The sequence below is a fragment of the Pseudomonas kribbensis genome, assembly GCF_003352185.1.
Lineage (GTDB): Bacteria > Pseudomonadota > Gammaproteobacteria > Pseudomonadales > Pseudomonadaceae > Aquipseudomonas > Aquipseudomonas kribbensis.
On the sequence record NZ_CP029608.1, the window covers coordinates 276752 to 290792 of the forward strand.

Genomic DNA, 14041 nt, shown 5'->3' on the forward strand with positions numbered 1-14041 from the left:
TGCAGGCGAAGTTCTCAGCCGTTGTTGCGAAACTTGCTGAGAAACTGTCGTGTGCGTTCTTCTTTCGGATTGGCGAACAGCGCCTTGGCTTCACCTTGTTCGACGATCACGCCTTTATCGAAAAACACCACGCGGTTGGCCACGTCACGGGCGAACGCCATTTCGTGAGTCACGATAACCATGGTGCGTTTTTCTTCGGCCAGACCGCGAATGGTCGCCAGTACTTCGCCCACCAGTTCCGGGTCGAGGGCCGACGTCGGCTCGTCGAACAGGATTACTTCTGGCTCCATCGCCAGCGCCCGGGCAATCGCCACGCGCTGTTGCTGGCCGCCGGACAGGCGCCGTGGGTAGGCGTCTTCCTTGCCCGCCAGGCCGACCTTGGCCAGCAGCTTCTTGCCCAGGGCAATGGCTGCGTCACGGGGCGTCTTCTTGACCACGATCGGGCCTTCGATGACGTTCTCCAGGGCGGTGCGGTGGGGGAACAGGTTGAAGTTCTGGAACACGAAGCCCACGTGCTGGCGCAAGGTGCGCACCAGATTCTGCTGCTGGTTCAAGGGGCGGCCGGTATCGATCTCGATATCGCCGACCTTGATCCGGCCGCTGGTGGGTTGTTCGAGGAAGTTCAGGCAGCGCAGGAACGTGGTCTTGCCCGAGCCGCTGGGGCCGATGATCGCCACGACCTCGCCTTCCTTCACTTCAAGATCGATGCCGTTGAGCACGACTTGACCCTTGAACTGCTTTGTCAGTTTTTCCACGACAATCATGGGGTCAGGACTCCTGGTCGTGCCGATTGACCCGCTCTTCCAGCTTGTTCTGGAAGTGCGACAGCACTGTGGCCAGAATCCAGTAGATCAGCGCGGCGGCAAGATACATGGTGAAGACTTCGAAAGTCCGGGCGGTAATCAGTTGTGCCTGACGGAACAGCTCCGGCACCTGAATGGTGGCGGCCAGTGCGGTGTCCTTGACCAGTGAAATGAAGCTGTTGCCCAGCGGCGGCAACGCCGTGCGCATGGCTTGCGGCAGGATGGCCCGGCGCAGGGTCTGCGCGCGGGTCATGCCGATGCTTGCAGCCGCTTCCCACTGACCGCGTTCGATCGAACCGATCGCGGCGCGCAGGATTTCACAGGCATAGGCAGCCATGTTCAGCGAGAAACCGATCAGGGCTGCCGGCAGCGGGTCGAGTTCCAGCCCCAGTTGCGGCAGGCCGTAATAGATCACGAACAGCTGCACCAGCAACGGCGTGCCGCGAAAGAACGACACGTAGATGCGGGCCAGCCAGCTGACCGATTTGAAACGCGACAGGCGCATCAGCGCCAGGCCAAAGCCCAGCAGCAGGCCGAAGAACATGCCGCCGAGGCTGAGGACTACCGTGTAGTACGCGCCCTTGAGCAGAAAGGGCGCGGAGTCCAGTGCGAGTTGGAAAGCTGCTTCCATTATTGGGTGACGTCAGCTTGGAAGTACTTTTCCGAGATCTTGGCCAGGGTCCCGTCGGCACGCAGCTCGTCGAGGGCCTTGTTCACGGCTGCCAGCAGCTCAGGCTCGCCTTTGCGCAGGGCGATACCGGATTCCTGACGGGAGAACGCCTGACCGGCCGCGACGGTTTTCGGTGCTTTCTTGGCGTATTCAAGTGCGGCCAGACGGTCGATCAGAATCGCATCGGTACGGCCGTTGTTCAGGTCGGCGAACTTGGTCGGATCATCGTCGTAGGTACGCACGTCGGCACCCGGCACGTTGGCGCGGACCCACTGCTCGTAGTTGGTGCCCAGGCCTACGCCGACTTTCTTGCCGGACAGGTCGGCGGCGGTCTTGATGTTCAGCGCAGCTTCCTTGTCCTTCAGCACCAGCGCCTGAATCCCGGAGATGGTGTACGGCTCGGAGAAGTCATACTTCTTCTTGCGCTCGTCGGAGATGGTCACCTGGTTGACGACAACGTCCAGACGCTTGGATTCCAGCGCGGCGAGGATGCCGTCCCACTTGGTTGGCTGGATCTTGGCCTTCACGCCCAGCTTCTTGGCCAGGGCTTCGGACAGCTCGACTTCGAAGCCGGACAGTTTGCCGTCGGCATCAACGAAGCTGAATGGTGGATAAGTGCCTTCCAGGCCGACGTTGATAACGCCTTTGTCCTTGATCTGTTGCAGTTGCTCACCGGCAACGGCGCTGCTGATCAGACCGGCGCTTAGTGCCAGGCCCAGCGAACCTACCAGCAGATTTCGACGTAGTACGGAAAGAATCATGACAAGCCCCTGTGTTTTCTTATGGAAGACGCTTAAGGAAAGTTGGCGAATCCGGGAATTGGACGACAGCGCTATCCTGCCTTAAAGCAGCTTATGCGTCTCTCGCGATATTCGCCTGCGGCGAGACTATAAGACTGTTCTTTTAGAATGGAAAATAATGAATTTTCCATTTGTTATTCGTATGTGGAATATGAATTTCCCGTATTCCGGTTGATCTCACCCGCTGCGCGGGAGGGCTTCAACGACGGAAAGGGACGCGAAGCGTCCCGGCCTGCCTTCCCACGCCGAGCGTGGGAACGAGCGCATCAGAGAAAATCCTTGTAGGCAAACAACGCCGGGGCGCCGCCGGTGTGCAGGAAAATGATCGGGCCGTCGTCGAAACGCCCGCGCCCGATGCCGTCGAGCAGCCCGGCCATGGCCTTGCCGGTGTAGACCGGATCGAGCAGCACGGCGTCCTGGCTGGCCAGCAGCTTTACCGCCGCCAGGGTTCCGGCATTCGGCTCGCCGTAGCGCGGGCCGAAGTATTCGTCCCACAAATCGACCTTGAAATTCTCCGGCAACGCCACGCCCAACAAGTCGGCAGTGCGCTCGGCCAGACCCTGAACTTTCGGGCGCTGGTCTTCTTCGCTGCGCGATACCGTCACGCCGATCACCGGCAGTTGCGGCAGCACTTCGCTCAAGGCCAGTGCCAGGCCGCTATGCGTGCCTGCGCTGCCCGAGGCCAAAACCACGGCGGAAAATTGCAGGCCGGTGTCCTCGATCTGCTGCGCCAGTTCCAGACCGGCACGTACGTAACCCAGCGCGCCGATGGCGTTGGAGCCGCCGATCGGCACCAGATACGGCTTCTTGCCGTTGCTGCGCAGGCGCACGGCGAGGGCGGCCAGTTGTTCGTCGGCGTTGTCGAGGTTATCGACCAGCTCGACCTTGGTATCGAACAGATCCAGCAGCAGGCGGTTGCCGTTGCCGGTGTAATTGGCGTCGTCGGTGCCCAGCGGATTTTCCAGCAGGGCCACGCAGCCCAGGCCCAGTTTCGCGGCCAGCGCAGCGGTCTGGCGGACGTGGTTCGATTGCAGTGCGCCGGCGGTGATCAGGGTGTCGGCGCCTTGGGCGAGGGCATCGGCGGCGAGGTATTCGAGCTTGCGCAACTTGTTGCCGCCCATGGCCAGCGGCGTCAGGTCATCGCGCTTGATGTAGACATCGCGGCCGAGCCAGGTGGACAGGCGTTCGAGTTTTTCCAGTGGGGTCGGTTGGCCAAGCAGGTCGAGGCGGTTAAAGCGTTGCAGCTGTTGTTTGATCGGTTGTGTGGACATGGTTCCGTACTGGCGGAGGAAGATCACAGGACTATAGGCACGCCGATTTACCGGGGCAACCGCCAATCGCTTATAGCCAAATGTGCTTAGGCCAGCACTATCGGTTCTTAATTCGCCTCCTGAGCGTTGCCGTAAAGTAGTGGCCGTTGACGCGGCCAGACAGTCCGGCCGCCCGTGAGGAGTCTTTACCGTGAGCGAGCGTTCCAGCCATTGGCAATTGCAGACCATCGTCAGCCAGCTGCGTACCGCGCGGGATCAGTGGCGTGCACAAAATGGCCGCGCCAGCGGCGAGCAGGGCGGGCGCGAACTGCCGTCCCGTGATGCGATGGCGCAGATTCTCGAAGCCTTGTGCGGCGCGTTGTTCCCGATGCGTCTGGGGCCGGTGGATCTGCGTGAAGAGAGCGAGGATTTTTACGTTGGACACACCCTCGATGTTGCGTTGAATGCGTTGCTGGCCCAGGCACGACTCGAACTGCGTTACGTCGCCCGTCACAGCGCCCGGGATGACAGCGAAGTCGAGGCGCAGGCCATCAGGATCATTCAGGATTTCGCTCTGGCGCTGCCAGGCCTGCGCAGTCTGCTCGACACCGATGTGCTGGCCGCCTATCACGGCGACCCGGCGGCGCGCAGCGTCGATGAAGTGCTGTTGTGCTATCCGGGGATTCTGGCGGTGATCCACCATCGTCTCGCGCACCATTTGTATCGCGCAGGCCTGCCGCTGCTGGCGCGGATCAGTTCGGAAATCGCCCACTCGGCGACCGGCATCGATATTCACCCGGGCGCGCAGATCGGCCGCAGTTTCTTCATCGACCACGGGACCGGCGTGGTGATTGGCGAAACCGCGATCATCGGTGAGCGCGTCAGGATCTATCAGGCGGTGACTTTGGGCGCCAAACGCTTCCCGGCGGACGAGGACGGCCAGTTGCAGAAGGGTCATCCACGCCATCCGATCGTCGAGGACGACGTGGTGATTTACGCCGGGGCGACGATTCTCGGGCGGATCACCATCGGCCAGGGCTCGACCATCGGCGGCAACGTGTGGCTGACCCGCAGCGTGCCGGCCGGGTGCAACCTGACCCAGGCCAACCTGCAGCATGATGACGGGACGCAGAAGTAATTTTCCTGTCGGATCGTTCCCGCGCAACGCGGGAACGATCACCCTCGCCACAGCGTCATACCCCTCCCTGAGCCAGCGTACGAAAGGTACCGCTGAGCCCTGCGATTAGTCCTGAGCGTACTATCCATGTTTAACTTGAACGTTCATTCAAGTTAAACCGGTAGCTCGCTGCCCGCTCACAACAGGAGGCTTGCCTTTGCTGAGTCCGATCATTTCAGCCACTTTCCAACCCCTTGAGGTGCACCGTTCATGAGTGCATCGTCCACCCCCGCCAGCGGTCTGGTACGCATGAATCCGCCGGTGTTCTGGTTCGCCGCGACAGTGATCCTGCTGTTCGGCCTGACCGTTATCGCCATGCCGGAACAGGCCGGTGCCTGGCTCCTGGAAGCGCAAAACTGGGCGGCCAATACGGTCGGCTGGTATTACATGCTCGCGATGACCCTGTATCTGGTCTTCGTGGTGGTCACCGCGTTATCGGGCTACGGCAAGATCAAACTCGGTGCCGACCACGACGAACCCGAATTCAGTTACCTGTCCTGGGCCGGCATGCTGTTCGCCGCCGGGATCAGCATCACGCTGTTTTTCTTCTGTGTCTCCGAACCGTTGACCCACATGCTCCAGCCGCCACAAGGCGAGGCCGGCACGGCGGAGGCGGCGCGTCAGGCGATGCAGATCCTGTTTCTGCACTGGGGCCTGCACGGCTGGGGCGTGTTCGCCTTCGTCGGCATGGCGCTGGCGTATTTTGCGTATCGACACAACCTGCCGCTGGCCCTGCGCTCGGCGCTGTACCCGCTGATCGGCAAACGCATCAACGGGCCCATCGGCTACGCGGTCGATGGCTTCGGCATCATCGCCACGGTGTTCGGCCTCGGTGCGGACATGGGCTTCGGCGTGCTCCATCTCAACTCCGGTCTGGACTACCTGTTCGGCATCGCCCATACCCAGTGGATTCAGGTCGGTTTGATCACGCTGATGATGGGCGCAGCGATCATCGTCGCCGTCTCCGGTGTGGATAAGGGCGTGCGGGTCATGTCCGACATCAACATGCTGCTGGCCTGTGCGCTGCTGCTGTTCGTGTTGTTCGCCGGTCCCACCCAGCATTTGCTCAACACCCTGATCCAGAACCTCGGTGATTACCTCGGCGCATTGCCGACGAAGAGTTTCGACCTCTATGCCTACGACAAACCGAGCGACTGGCTCGGTGGCTGGACGGTGTTCTACTGGGCCTGGTGGATCGCATGGTCGCCGTTCGTGGGCCTGTTCATCGCACGGATTTCCCGTGGCCGGACCATCCGCGAATTCGTCTTCGGCGTGCTGTTGATCCCACTCGGTTTCACCCTGGCGTGGATGTCGATCTTCGGCAACAGCGCCATCGATCAGGTGCTCAATCACGGCATGTCGGCACTGGGCATGTCGGCCCTCGACAACCCGTCGATGACTCTTTACCTGCTGCTGGAAACCTACCCGTGGAGCAAGACTGTCATCGCGGTGACGGTGTTCATCAGCTTCGTGTTTTTCGTCACCTCCGCCGACTCCGGCACCGTAGTGCTCTCGACCCTGTCGGCCAAGGGCGGCAACCCGGATGAAGACGGGCCGAAATGGCTGCGGGTGTTCTGGGGCGCGATGACTGCGCTGATCACCAGTGCGCTGCTGTTCTCCGGCAGCATCGATGCGCTGAAGTCAGCGGTGGTGCTGACCTCGCTGCCGTTCTCGCTGATTCTGCTGCTGATGATGTGGGGGCTGCACAAGGCGTTCTATCTGGAATCGCAGAAGCAGATCGCGCAGCTGCATTCGCTGGCCCCGGTCTCCGGCTCACGACGTGGCAAGGGCGGCTGGCGCCAGCGCCTGAGCCAGGCCGTGCACTTCCCGTCGCGGGACGAGGTGTACCGCTTCATGGACACCACGGTGAAACCGGCCATCGAAGAAGTGACGGCGGTGTTCGTCGAGAAGGGGCTGAATGTCGTTACGCAACCCGATCCGGCTCATGACAGCGTCAGTCTGGAAATCGGTCATGGCGAGCTGCACCCGTTCATCTATCAGGTGCAGATGCGTGGTTACTTCACGCCATCGTTCGCCCGTGGCGGCATGGGCTCCAAGCAGCTCAACAACCGTCGCTACTACCGCGCCGAAGTGCATCTGAGCGAGGGCAGTCAGGACTACGATCTGGTCGGCTACACCAAAGAGCAGATCATCAACGACATCCTCGACCAGTACGAACGGCACATGCAGTTCCTGCATCTGGTGCGTTGATCGGCGCAGGGCGCCGGGACGGTTTCAGGTCTCGGCGCTCAGCACCATGAACAACACCATCGCCGCGATTGGCACCCCGAACACGGCGCTGCCAATCGCAATCTCCGACCCCAGCGGCTGCCCGGCATGCACCACGCCGACCGCGCCGTTGATCACCGTCAACGCCAGCCACAACGCCGCGAAACCGTAGGCCATGGTCTGCCGACTGAAGCCGATGCGCTCGCCGATGTAGAGCATCAGCGCCAGCAGGATCAGGCCGAAGAAGATGATGATTGCGGTGTGCATGGTCGGGATCTACCTGTGGATGGGAGTCGTCCTGGCTTTGCTCATGTTGAGCATAGGTCAGCTGTCGGGCTCATGCTGATCGACACATTTCGCCACGTATACATCTGTTTATGAGAGCTGTGTGCCAGGGCACGTCCACCGCCCATCTGGCGATTAAACACGCGCCTGTCCACTAGGCTAATATTTCTCCAAGTGTGTATGGTGTGTATTGATGGAGAAGGACAGCTCTTAAAGTACGCAGCTCTTGCTGTCGAACAGGGCGAAGGAAATGCGTAGTCGGGAAATGATCAGGATGATCGAGGAGGATGGATGGTATCTGGTCGCCGTGAAAGGCAGTCACCACCAATACAAACATCCGGGCAAACCAGGGAGGGTGACGATCAAGCATCCGGATTCGGATCTTCCCAAGGGAACGATCAACAGCATCTTGAAACAGGCGGGTTTGAAATGAAGCCCGTCATTGGAAACGAAAGTCCCTTAATGGACATGTCAGAGGAAGGATTCACTTACATGAAATTCCCGGTCGTTCTGCACAAGGATGCCGACTCAGACTACGGAGTGATCGTCCCGGATGTACCGGGCTGCTTCTCCGCAGGCACTACGGTAGCCGAAGCTTTTGACAATACTCAGGAGGCACTGGCCTTGCACTATGAGGGACTGGTCGCTGATGGCGCACCGTTGCCTCGGGTTCAGGACATTGATGCCCATCTCGAGAATCCGGATTACGCCGGCGGTATCTGGGGTGTGGTCGAGTTTGATATCACTCCCTATTTCGGCAAGTCGGTGCGCTTCAACGCGACTCTGCCGGAGCAGTTGCTGGAGCGTATTGACCAGACAGTACGACGTGATCAGCGTTACAGCTCTCGCTCCGGATTTTTGGCTGCTGCTGCCTTGCGTGAATTGTCAGCTTAAGGCCGATTTACAGAATTCTGGGTCAGGTACTTTCTCGCTCGATGACTTGGCATTGCAGCAAATTAAGTCGCTGCACCTCATCACTCGGCAACACGCCCAGGCTTTCCAGCACCCGTGTCGCCGCCATCTCGCCGATCTCCAGCGCCGGCGGTTTGATCGTGCTCAGGCTCGGCAGCAGCATCTCGGCGAACGGGTAGTCGCCGAAGCCGAGGACGGCGCAGTCTTCGGGGATCTTGAGGCCAGCGCGTTGCCCGGCGAGCAGGCCACCTGCGGCGAGGTTGTCGTTGGCGAAGATGATCGCGTCCGGGCGCGGTGAGGCGTTCATCAGTGCTTCCATCGCTTGCTTGCCGGCCTCGAACGGGGCGCGATCGGCGTCCGGTGCGAACACCCACGGTTCCAGACCCAACTCGCGAACGGTCGCGGCGTAACCGTCGCGACGCTCCAGCGCACTGAAGTCGCCGGGGGCGCTGTTCTGCACGAAGGCGATTCGCCGATAGCCTTTGCCGTGCAGATAGCGGGCGGCGCTGACCCCCACTTCGAAGTGCGAAAAGCCGATCTGCATCGGCTCGCGATCCGGTTGGTAATCCCAGGTTTCGATCACCGGAATATCCGCTTCGGCGAGCATCTTTTCCGTGCCCGCACTGTGGAAGTGACTGGTCACTACCAGCGCTGCCGGCGACCAGCCAAGAAAGGCCCGCACCGCGTTTTCTTCCTGCTCGGTACTGAAGTAACTCGATGCCAGAAGAAGCTGATAGCCGTGACGGCTGAGGGTGTCGCTGAAGCCCTGAATGGTATTGGCGAAGATCGGCCCGGAGATGTTCGGGATCACCATGCCGACGATTTTCCCCCGCGCCGAGGCGAGCCCACCAGCCACCAGATTCGGTACATAACCCAGCTCAGCGACCACCGCCGCGATCCGCTCGCGGCGTTCGGGCGAGACCTGTTCCGGCTGGTTGAAGTAGCGCGACACGGTGATCGCCGAAACACCGGCCTGGCGCGCCACCGCGTTGAGGGTCACGCGACCGGCGCCACGGCGTTTGCGGGGCTTTTCTTCGCTCAAGGCTCGATCCTTCTTAAAAACCAAAACGCATATAAAAGTAATTTTTCAGTATTGGACGCTCTATGTCGGGCTTGCCAATACTGGCGATGTTAGCGCTAACAAAGCGCATTGTCTGCTACTCGCTCGAGCGAATGCCCAAGACACCGAGACAGGCGCTGTCGTCGCAGAACGGCAGCGGTTCAGGGCAACTTTTCGAGCGGGCAAACATGCACAACATTCCTGGGGCGATACACAAACTGGCGCAATCGATCCGCGCTGCGGGCTGGATACTCACCGGGCTGGCCGCGCTGCCGTTGCCCGCCGCGTTCGCCGCCGACAGCACCGATCAAGAGCCGACACTCAAGTCCGTCACGGTCACCGCCACCCGCCGCGAAGAGTCGCTGCAAAAGGTCCCGGTGGCGGTGTCGGTGATCGACGGCGAGCAGCTGGAGCGCGACAACCGCAACAGTGTGGCGAGCATCGTCCAGCAAGTGCCGTCGTTGAATTTCCGCACTGGCGCATCGAACAAGGACACCTCGTTGTTCGTGCGTGGCGTGGGGACGATTTCCACTTCGCCGGGCGTCGAGCCGACGGTGGCCACGGTGATTGATGGTGTGGTTTACGCGCGTCCTGGCCAGTCGACTCTGGATCTGCTGGATCTGGAGCGCGCCGAAGTTCTGCGCGGGCCCCAAGGCACGTTGTTCGGCAAGAACGCCTCGGCCGGCGTGCTGAACATCACCAGCAAGGCGCCGACCGCCGAGACCCACGGTTACATCGATCAGTCGTACTACAGCGGCAACGAAAGCCGCACCCGTTTCGGCATCGGTGGAAGTCTGATTCCGGATACGCTCAAGGGCTCGATCAGCACCTTGTTCGGCAGCTATGACGGTAATGTCGACAACAAGCACAACGGTCAGGAGGTCAACGGTTACAACCACCGTGGCGTGCGCGGCAAGCTGGAGTTCACTCCGAACGACGACGTTACCTTCACCCTGATCGCCGACTACATGCAGTCCCATGATGACGGCCCCAATGGCGTCGTGACCAAGTCGCTGACCCCGGCGTTCACCAATGCACTGAGCCCGGTCAGCGCCACCAGTCACAACCGCGATATCAACACCGACACCCGCACCCACGTCGAGGACACCAACAAGGGCCTGTCCGGCCAGCTCGACTGGCAACTCGGCGATTACACCCTGACCTCGATCACCGCGTGGCGCGGCTGGGACAACACCCAGTATCAGGACGGCGACCGCCTCGGCACGGTGACGGCTGCGTTCCCCGGCACGGCGGACAAAGGCGACCTGGCGTTCGACCAGTACTCGCAGGAGCTGCGTCTGGCGTCGCCGAAAGGCGGGTTCCTCGAATACGTCGGCGGCCTGTTCTACATGCACGGCAAGGATGACGAGACCTATCAGCGGACCCTGACCACCACCACGCGGACTGACCGTGGCGTCGCCGACTACAGCACCACCAGCGACAGCTACGCGGTGTTCGGCGAAAGCACGCTGAATTTCACCTCGGACTTGCGTGGCATCGCCGGCCTGCGCTACACCCACGACGATCTGGAATACGATCACCGTCGCGTCTCCACTTCCGCCACTACTGTCAGCGGTATTCAACCGGCTACCAGCAGCTCCGGTTCGGTGGACGAGGACGGCTGGTCCGGCCGGCTCGGTTTGCAATACGACCTGAGCGATACCGTCACCACCTACCTGACCTACTCGCGCGGCTACAAAGGCCCGGCCTACAACGTGTTCTTCAACATGCAGCCGCGCGATACCGAAGCGCTGAAACCGGAAACCTCCAACACCTGGGAGGCGGGGATCAAGGCCTCAAGCTGGAACAATCGCCTGACCACCAACCTCGCGGTTTTCCACAGCGACTACGACAACTATCAGGCGAACTTTTTCGACACCGTCGCCGGCCAAGTGGTGACGCGCCTGATCAACGCCGGCAGCGTCAGCACCGAAGGCGTGGAACTTGATTACGCCCTGCAGGCGACCCAACAACTGAAGTTTTCCGGCGCACTGGCCTACACCCGCGCCCGAATCGACCAGTTCGCCTGCCCGGCGGGCGCGGCGGCGTCGTGCAACGTCAACGGCAAGCCGCTGCCGTTCAGCCCGGACTGGAAAAGCTACGTGCGCGCCGACTACACCATCCCGCTGGAAAACGGCCTGGATATCGAACTCGGCACCGACTACAGCTGGCAGAGCGAAGTGCAGTACGACATCAGCCAGAACACCGACACCAAACAAGGCGCCTACGGCCTCTGGAACGCCAGTGTGGCCCTGGCCGATTACTCCAATGGCTGGCGCGTGGCGTTGCTGGGCAAGAACCTCACCGACAAGTCGTATTCGCCGTTGCTTGCCAGCGGTGGCAACTACATCTACCGCGCCGTGCCCCGCGACGACGAGCGCTACTTCGGCGTGCAACTGCGCAAGGACTTCTGAGATGAGCAGACAGCTGAAACTCGGCGCATTCCTCATGGCCACCGGGCACCACGTCGCCGCGTGGCGTCACCCGGACGTGCCGGCGAACGCCGGGCTGGATTTCGCCCATTACAAACGCCTGGCGCAGATTGCCGAGGCGGCGAAGTTCGACACTTTGTTCGTCGCCGACAGCGTCGCCGCGCCGACCCACGACATCGCCAGCCGCATGGCCCGTTCGGATCACTTCGAACCGCTGACCTTGCTCTCGGCCTTGAGCGCGGTGACCGAGCACATCGGCCTGATCGCTACGGCCACCACCAGCTACAACGAGCCGTACCACGTGGCGCGTAAATTCGCTTCGCTCGATCACCTGTCCGGCGGGCGAGCGGGGTGGAATCTGGTGACTTCGGACAACGCCGCCGAAGCGCAGAATTTCGGCCGCGACGAACACATCGGCCATGCAGAACGCTACAGCCGTGCCCGGGAATTTCATCAGGTAGTCACCGGGCTTTGGGACAGTTGGCAGGACGACGCCTTCATTCGCGACAAGGCCAGCGGCGCCTATTACGACCCGGAAAAACTGCATGTGCTGGATCACGTCGGCGAGCACTTCAAGGTCAAAGGCCCGCTGAATGTCGCGCGTTCGCCACAGGGTCAGCCGGTGATCGTGCAGGCCGGCTCGTCGGAAACCGGGCGGGAACTGGCGGCGCAGACGGCCGAGGTGGTGTTCACCGCGCAGACCTCGCTGGCCAGCGCCCAAGCGTTCTACGCCGACCTCAAGGGCCGTTTGCCGAAGTACGGACGGAGTGCCGATTCGCTGAAAATCATGCCCGGCGTGTTTGTCGTGGTCGGGCAGACGGAAGCCGACGCGCAGGAAAAATGTGAAACGTTTCAGCAATTGGTCGAACCCGAGGTTGGCGTCGCCCTGCTTGGGCGTATGCTGGGCAACTTCGATCTGTCGAAGTACCCGCTGGACGGGCCGCTGCCGGAACTGCCGCTGACCGACAGCGGCCAGCAGAGCCGGCAGAAACTGCTGACAGAACTGGCCGGCCGGGAGCATCTGACCCTGGCCGAACTGGGCCGCAGAATCGCCGGCGGCCGCGGGCATTACAGCGTCGTCGGCACGCCGGCGCAGATTGCCGACCGCTTGCAGGAATGGTTCGAGCAGGGCGCGGCGGACGGCTTCAACGTGCTGGTGCCGCACCTGCCCGGCGGGCTCGAAGACTTCGCCAATGGCGTGGTCCCGGAACTGCAACGGCGCGGACTGTTCAGAACCGAATACGAGGGCCGGACCTTGCGCCAGAACCTTGGCCTCGCCCGGCCTGACAATCGCTTTGCGTAGCAATCGACACCCATTTCAAGACCGACAGGAGAGGATTCGATGACTTACACCGCTGCCGAAAACCGCTATGACTCCATCCCTTACCGCCGCGTCGGACGCAGCGGTCTGGTATTGCCTGCGCTGTCTCTGGGCCTGTGGCACAACTTCGGTGACAGCACGCCGATCGACACTCAGCGCTCGTTGCTGCGCACGGCGTTCGATCTGGGGATCAACCACTTCGACCTGGCCAACAACTACGGCCCGCCCTATGGCAGCGCCGAGACCAATTTCGGCCGCCTGCTGCGCGAAGACTTCAAGCAGTACCGCGATGAACTGATCATCTCCAGCAAGGCCGGTTGGGACATGTGGCCCGGCCCTTACGGCCAGGGCGGCGGCTCGCGCAAATACGTGTTGGCCAGCCTCGACCAGAGCCTGCAACGCCTGGGCCTGGACTATGTGGATATCTTCTATTCGCACCGCTTCGACCCGGACACCCCACTGGAAGAAACCGCCAGCGCCCTCGCCACGGCGGTGCAGCAGGGCAAGGCGTTGTACATCGGCATCTCGTCGTACTCCGGGGTGAAAACCCGTGAAATCGCCGCGTTGCTCAAAGAGTGGAAAGTGCCGCTGCTGATTCACCAACCGGCCTACAACCTGCTCAACCGCTGGGTGGAAAAGGACCTGCTCGACACCACCGACGAACTCGGCACCGGCGTGATTGCATTCACCCCGCTGGCGCAAGGTCTGCTGACCGACAAATACCTCAACGGCGTGCCGGCGGATGCACGGGTCAATCGTCCGGGTGGTGGTTCGTTGCAGGCTTCGCACTTGTCCGAGGCGAACATTGCTCACGTGCGGGCGCTGAACGAGATCGCCAAGCGTCGAGGGCAAAGCCTGGCGCAACTGGCATTAGCGTGGACCTTGCGCGATCCTCGGGTGACCTCGGCGCTGATCGGCGCGAGCCGGCCGGAGCAGATTGTCGAGAACGTCGGGGCGTTGAAGAACCTGAGCTTTAGTGCGGAGGAGCTGGCGGAGATTGACCGGTTTGCTCAGGAGGGCGGGATTAATCTTTGGGAGAAGCCTTCGACGGCGGTGTAGGTGGTTTCGAAGACTTGAAGCGTCATTACGGAGAAGCCTCACT

13 protein-coding genes are annotated in these 14041 nt (G+C 61.5%); 7 read left to right on the plus strand and 6 right to left on the minus strand.

Annotated features, from left to right (window positions below; translation table 11 throughout):
* Nucleotides 1-14: 14 nt before the first annotated feature.
* The 4 genes from tcyN to DLD99_RS01240 form a co-directional block, all read right to left on the minus strand.
* On the minus strand, nucleotides 15-764 hold the full coding sequence (tcyN, locus tag DLD99_RS01225; protein ID WP_114881002.1) for an L-cystine ABC transporter ATP-binding protein TcyN: 750 nt from the start codon (nucleotides 762-764) through the stop codon (nucleotides 15-17).
* A gap of 4 nt (nucleotides 765-768) precedes the next feature.
* Nucleotides 769-1434, minus strand: a complete 666-nt coding sequence (tcyL, locus tag DLD99_RS01230; RefSeq protein WP_114881003.1) for a cystine ABC transporter permease — start codon at nucleotides 1432-1434, stop codon at nucleotides 769-771.
* Entirely contained in the window at nucleotides 1434-2234 is an 801-nt protein-coding gene (gene tcyJ / locus DLD99_RS01235; RefSeq protein ID WP_114881004.1) for a cystine ABC transporter substrate-binding protein, read from the minus strand. The genes tcyL and tcyJ overlap by 1 nt, the downstream gene beginning before the upstream one ends.
* Before the next feature lie 305 nt (nucleotides 2235-2539).
* Nucleotides 2540-3544 carry a D-cysteine desulfhydrase gene (locus DLD99_RS01240; protein WP_114881005.1) on the minus strand — a complete coding sequence of 335 codons (1005 nt, stop codon included), beginning with the start codon at nucleotides 3542-3544 and terminating at the stop codon, nucleotides 2540-2542.
* 190 nt (nucleotides 3545-3734) lie between these two features.
* On the opposite strand from DLD99_RS01240, the gene epsC reads away from it, so the two are divergent.
* On the plus strand, nucleotides 3735-4661 hold the full coding sequence (epsC, locus tag DLD99_RS01245; protein ID WP_114881006.1) for a serine O-acetyltransferase EpsC: 927 nt from the start codon (nucleotides 3735-3737) through the stop codon (nucleotides 4659-4661).
* Between the two features lie 288 nt (nucleotides 4662-4949).
* Nucleotides 4950-6911 carry a choline transporter BetT gene (betT, locus tag DLD99_RS01250; RefSeq protein ID WP_167443790.1) on the plus strand — a complete coding sequence of 654 codons (1962 nt, stop codon included), beginning with the start codon at nucleotides 4950-4952 and terminating at the stop codon, nucleotides 6909-6911.
* A gap of 24 nt (nucleotides 6912-6935) precedes the next feature.
* On the opposite strand, the gene DLD99_RS01255 is transcribed toward betT, so the two are convergent.
* Nucleotides 6936-7196 (minus strand): hypothetical protein, encoded by a 261-nt coding sequence (locus tag DLD99_RS01255; protein WP_114881008.1) that lies wholly within the window; start codon nucleotides 7194-7196, stop codon nucleotides 6936-6938.
* Between the two features lie 268 nt (nucleotides 7197-7464).
* On the opposite strand from DLD99_RS01255, the gene DLD99_RS01260 reads away from it, so the two are divergent.
* Nucleotides 7465-7647, plus strand: a complete 183-nt coding sequence (locus DLD99_RS01260; protein WP_065261145.1) for a type II toxin-antitoxin system HicA family toxin — start codon at nucleotides 7465-7467, stop codon at nucleotides 7645-7647.
* A 59-nt stretch (nucleotides 7648-7706) separates the two neighbouring features.
* On the plus strand, nucleotides 7707-8108 hold the full coding sequence (locus tag DLD99_RS01265) for a type II toxin-antitoxin system HicB family antitoxin (protein WP_085712796.1): 402 nt from the start codon (nucleotides 7707-7709) through the stop codon (nucleotides 8106-8108).
* 22 nt (nucleotides 8109-8130) lie between these two features.
* Here the strand turns inward: DLD99_RS01265 and DLD99_RS01270 are convergent, their stop codons facing one another.
* Nucleotides 8131-9168: a LacI family DNA-binding transcriptional regulator gene (locus tag DLD99_RS01270; protein WP_114881009.1), complete on the minus strand. Its 1038-nt coding sequence runs from the start codon at nucleotides 9166-9168 to the stop codon at nucleotides 8131-8133.
* A gap of 206 nt (nucleotides 9169-9374) precedes the next feature.
* Between DLD99_RS01270 and DLD99_RS01275 the strand changes: the two genes are divergently transcribed.
* The 3 genes from DLD99_RS01275 to mgrA are packed head-to-tail and all read left to right on the plus strand — an operon-like array spanning nucleotide 9375 to nucleotide 13998.
* A complete protein-coding gene (locus DLD99_RS01275) occupies nucleotides 9375-11600 on the plus strand; it encodes a TonB-dependent receptor (RefSeq protein WP_114881010.1) in 2226 nt (741 codons plus the stop codon).
* 1 nt (nucleotide 11601) lies between these two features.
* A complete protein-coding gene (locus DLD99_RS01280) occupies nucleotides 11602-12921 on the plus strand; it encodes an LLM class flavin-dependent oxidoreductase (RefSeq protein WP_114881011.1) in 1320 nt (439 codons plus the stop codon).
* A 39-nt stretch (nucleotides 12922-12960) separates the two neighbouring features.
* A complete protein-coding gene (gene mgrA / locus DLD99_RS01285) occupies nucleotides 12961-13998 on the plus strand; it encodes an L-glyceraldehyde 3-phosphate reductase (RefSeq protein ID WP_114881012.1) in 1038 nt (345 codons plus the stop codon).
* Nucleotides 13999-14041 lie beyond the last annotated feature (43 nt).

What these genes read in the sequence shown, in the direction of transcription:
- tcyN (WP_114881002.1), bottom strand. Translation starts at nt 764, where the DNA reads ATGATTGTCGTGGAAAAACTGACAAAGCAGTTCAAGGGTCAAGTCGTG.
- tcyL (WP_114881003.1), bottom strand. Translation starts at nt 1,434, where the DNA reads ATGGAAGCAGCTTTCCAACTCGCACTGGACTCCGCGCCCTTTCTGCTC.
- tcyJ (WP_114881004.1), bottom strand. Translation starts at nt 2,234, where the DNA reads ATGATTCTTTCCGTACTACGTCGAAATCTGCTGGTAGGTTCGCTGGGC.
- DLD99_RS01240 (WP_114881005.1), bottom strand. Translation starts at nt 3,544, where the DNA reads ATGTCCACACAACCGATCAAACAACAGCTGCAACGCTTTAACCGCCTC.
- betT (WP_167443790.1), top strand. Translation starts at nt 4,950, where the DNA reads ATGAATCCGCCGGTGTTCTGGTTCGCCGCGACAGTGATCCTGCTGTTC.
- DLD99_RS01255 (WP_114881008.1), bottom strand. Translation starts at nt 7,196, where the DNA reads ATGCACACCGCAATCATCATCTTCTTCGGCCTGATCCTGCTGGCGCTG.
- DLD99_RS01260 (WP_065261145.1), top strand. Translation starts at nt 7,465, where the DNA reads ATGCGTAGTCGGGAAATGATCAGGATGATCGAGGAGGATGGATGGTAT.
- DLD99_RS01265 (WP_085712796.1), top strand. Translation starts at nt 7,707, where the DNA reads ATGAAATTCCCGGTCGTTCTGCACAAGGATGCCGACTCAGACTACGGA.
- DLD99_RS01275 (WP_114881010.1), top strand. Translation starts at nt 9,375, where the DNA reads ATGCACAACATTCCTGGGGCGATACACAAACTGGCGCAATCGATCCGC.
- DLD99_RS01280 (WP_114881011.1), top strand. Translation starts at nt 11,602, where the DNA reads ATGAGCAGACAGCTGAAACTCGGCGCATTCCTCATGGCCACCGGGCAC.
- mgrA (WP_114881012.1), top strand. Translation starts at nt 12,961, where the DNA reads ATGACTTACACCGCTGCCGAAAACCGCTATGACTCCATCCCTTACCGC.